The organism is Polaromonas sp. P1_E3 (assembly GCF_056405935.1).
Genome location: NZ_JBFUBD010000351.1, coordinates 1 through 2,758 on the forward strand (window position 1 = coordinate 1; position 2,758 = coordinate 2,758).

The 2,758-nt window shown below is 63.1% G+C and carries 2 protein-coding genes; one reads left to right on the top strand and one right to left on the bottom strand.

Annotated features, from left to right (window positions below; all coding sequences use genetic code 11):
- Positions 1-231: 231 nt before the first annotated feature.
- On the top strand, positions 232-1,344 hold the full coding sequence (locus tag AC1D0Z_RS19000) for a substrate-binding domain-containing protein (RefSeq protein WP_477659747.1): 1,113 nt from the start codon (positions 232-234) through the stop codon (positions 1,342-1,344).
- 35 nt (positions 1,345-1,379) lie between these two features.
- On the opposite strand, the gene senA is transcribed toward AC1D0Z_RS19000, so the two are convergent.
- The gene (gene senA, locus AC1D0Z_RS19005; protein ID WP_477659748.1) at positions 1,380-2,636 is read right to left on the bottom strand and encodes a selenoneine synthase SenA; all 1,257 of its coding nucleotides are present in this window, start codon (positions 2,634-2,636) and stop codon (positions 1,380-1,382) included.
- Positions 2,637-2,758: the final 122 nt, after the last annotated feature.

Below are 2,758 nucleotides of genomic sequence, written 5' to 3' on the forward strand. Positions count from 1 at the left end.
AGCCTTCGCTGCGGCTTGCGCCTCGCCCTGGGCACGAATCCATCACTTTCATTGTGTTTCGCTACTTCCGGGTTGCAGTACTAGCGCCTCTGCCCAAGTCCTTGATTTATATCGGGAATCATCGCTATGAACGCGTTTGCATAGGTTGATTCCACTCCCTTGCAGTGCGCCCGTCCTTCGCCCGTCGCCGCTGAGCTGTGCACTCATAATCAGTGCACTTACCGCCTTGCCATGCATAAAGTCGAACTCTCTTACCTGCTCACGCCACACCGCGGGAAAAACGCGCTGATACGCAATCCGCTGATGGACATGCTCCATGCGGTGCGTGAACAAGGCTCCATCTCCAAAGCCGCCAAAGCGCTTGACCTGTCGTACCGCCATGTGTGGGGTGCGCTCAAGGAATGGGAACAGACCCTGGGGCGCACACTCATCGTCTGGGACAAGGGCCAGCGGGCCCGGCTGACGGAATTCGGCGAAAAGCTGCTGTGGGCCGAACGCCAGGCACAGGCGCGGCTGGCGCCCCAGATCGAGGCGTTGCGGGGCGACATCGAACGGGCTTTTTCAACCGCCTTTGATGACAACGCCCACGTTCTCACGCTGTATGCCAGCCACGATGCGGCGCTTTCCGCGCTGCGCGAGCAGGCGAGCCCGCGCGGGCTGCACCTGGACATCCGGTTCATGGGCAGCGTGGACGCCATTGCCGCCCTGAACGCGGGACGCTGCATGATGGCCGGGTTCCACACCCTGGACCAGCCCGGCGGCCAGTCCGTGACCGCACAAACCTACCGTGACCTGCTCAAGCCGGGGCTGCATAAACTGATCGGCTTCGCCCATCGCCAACAGGGCCTGATCGTGGCTAGAAACAACCCGCTGCGCATCGCCGGCATCACCGACCTTGCAAGGCCGGACGTCCGGTACGTCAACCGGGCGGAAGGCACCGGCACCCGCGTGCTGCTCGATGAACTGCTGGGCAAGGCCGGGGTGGCGCCTTCAGGCGTCCAGGGCTACCAGACCCAGGAGCCATCACACACGGCCGTGGCCCAGGCAATTGCCAGCAATGTGGCCGATGCCGGCCTTGGCATTGAAACCGCAGCGCGCGAAAAAGGCCTGGGCTTCATCCCCCTGGCCGAAGAGCGCTACCACCTGGTGTGCCTGAAGTCCGAACTGCCCACGCCGCAGGTGCAGGCACTGCTCAAGGAGCTCCAGAGCAACGACTGGCAGGCCACGCTGGAAGAACTGCCCGGCTACCGCGGCGACACGGCCCAAAGCGGCAAGGTGCTGTCCCTGCGCGCCACATTGCCCTGGTGGACGTACCGCAAGGAAAAACCGACGAAAAGTGCCTGAAACCGTTTATTGACGCGCGCAAGCAGCTATTATTTTTATAGCGAGCAGGAGCGGAACCCACAGAAAATATCATCCCGCCCGGGCAGGCAGAAGTTGCGGAACCGGGGATGTTTCAGGCGCGCACGCGTTGCGAACGAGCCGCCGCGCAGCACCTTGTGGCTGCCGAACCAGGGTTCGGAATACGCGCCGAACGGGCCAGGCACAAAACCCGGATAGGCGCGAAAGGTAGTGCCCGTCCACTCCCACACGTCGCCCCAGCGAAAGCCCCTGCGGGCGGCCGTGCACGCAGCGGCTTCCCACTCCACTTCTGCGGGCAGGCGGCGGCCGGCCCAGCGGCACCAGGCGTCAGCCTCCCACCAGCTCATGTGCATGGCCGGCTGGTTGCCGAGCATGCGCATGGCCTTGCCAAAGCGGGTCAGCATCACGGCGCCACTGGCCACGCCAATCTGCTCAACGTAACGCGGGCCGCGCCTGCCTTCGCTTTTCACAGCGGCCTGCAACCAGTCCCATCCTTCAGGCTGCCAGAATTCAGGCCTGTCATAACCGCCGTCATCGACGAACTCCACAAACTGCGCCCAGCTGACCGGCTGCGCGTCGATCTCGAACTCCGGCACCGTGACATCGTGCTGCGCCAATTCGTTGTCGAAGGCAAAACCTGTGGCATCTGAGGGTGCGGCAGAGCCCATTTTCCAGACGGTGGAGGGAACCAGCAACGCGTCGCGCGTTGCCATGGGCGGGGGCGTGAAGGCCTGCAACAATTCCTTTTCCATGGGCACACCCAGCATTTGCGCCGCATGGGTCAATGCCTCGGCTTGCATGTCCTCATAAAAGAGGCACAGACGGTAGAAGTAGAGTGMATCGCTGTCTTCACCGGCTTTTCCCAGCAACTCCAGGGTAGTTTCCAGCGTGTCGAGCAGATAGGAACGGCAAGCCTGCACATCGGGCAGGTCAAGTGACCAGCGCTGCTGGTGCGAAACGCTTGCCGGGGCCCACCAGCGGTCAGCGTTGGGCTCCATCGAAGCGAGGCGTGTGTGCCCCGATGTGCAGCGCGTTCCCTGCGCGCGCTGCACATTGCGGCCTATCCACCACTCCTGGAACCAGCCCACATGGCCCAGCATCCACAACGGGGGGCTCAGCTGCGGAGATGGCGGTACCGCAAACCTGACGGGCTCCAGGGCCTGCTGGTACTGGCCGAAAATCCGCAAGGTGTGATTGCGGGCATCCATCAGCGCCAGCGACAGGACCTCGCGCCCGGCGCTGCGCATCAGGGGCGAKTCAAGCAGGCTGTTCATGGTGGCGAATGTCTATCGACGTGGGGATGCGTGATGGATGAGGCAATGTGTGAGACGAGTAATGAAAAGGTGTCGCGCCCGACTCCGGGGCAAAGTTGCGGCAGAGACGTCCAGGGATGGAC